Source organism: Paracoccus sp. S4493, assembly GCF_000967735.1.
GTDB classification, from domain to species: Bacteria; Pseudomonadota; Alphaproteobacteria; order Rhodobacterales; family Rhodobacteraceae; genus Paracoccus; species Paracoccus marcusii.
The window spans coordinates 1-444 of record NZ_JXYF01000116.1; the positions used below are offsets into that span (position 1 = coordinate 1).

The 444-nt window shown below is 60.1% G+C and carries 1 protein-coding gene; it reads left to right on the forward strand.

Annotated elements, in window-relative coordinates:
• Positions 1 to 297, forward strand: a 297-nt coding sequence (locus TW83_RS13950) for a DUF892 family protein (RefSeq protein WP_045983385.1), incomplete at its 5' end; no start/stop codon positions are given.
• Between the last annotated feature and the right edge of the window lie 147 nt (positions 298 to 444).

Genomic DNA, 444 nt, shown 5'->3' on the forward strand with positions numbered 1-444 from the left:
GACGCCATCGATGGCATCCTCGAAGAGAGCGAGAGCCTGCTTGAAGATTTTGGAGGAACTGCCGCTGGCGATGCAGCCATCATCTTCAGCTGCCAGGCCGTCGAGCATTACGAGATCACCCGCTACGGCTCCATGAGCGCCTTTGCGGATGCTCTCGGCTTGGACGAGGCGAAAGCCCATCTCGAGACCATTCTGGACCAGGAGAGCGCTGCAGACAGCAAGCTCTCAGAACTCGCCGAGGACACGATCAACGACGCCGCTGCGGAATACGACGAGGACGAGTCTGAGCACGCATAAGGTTCTTCCATCGTAACAAGTAGCAAGGGCCCCTTGAGGGGCCCTTTTTTATCTGCGTCGCGTTGCTGCCGCATGTGTCAGGCAGCAGGCCCCTGAAAGCCCGGTGGGGGCACGGCATCATCCGCATCAGGGTCACGACCGTGCGTG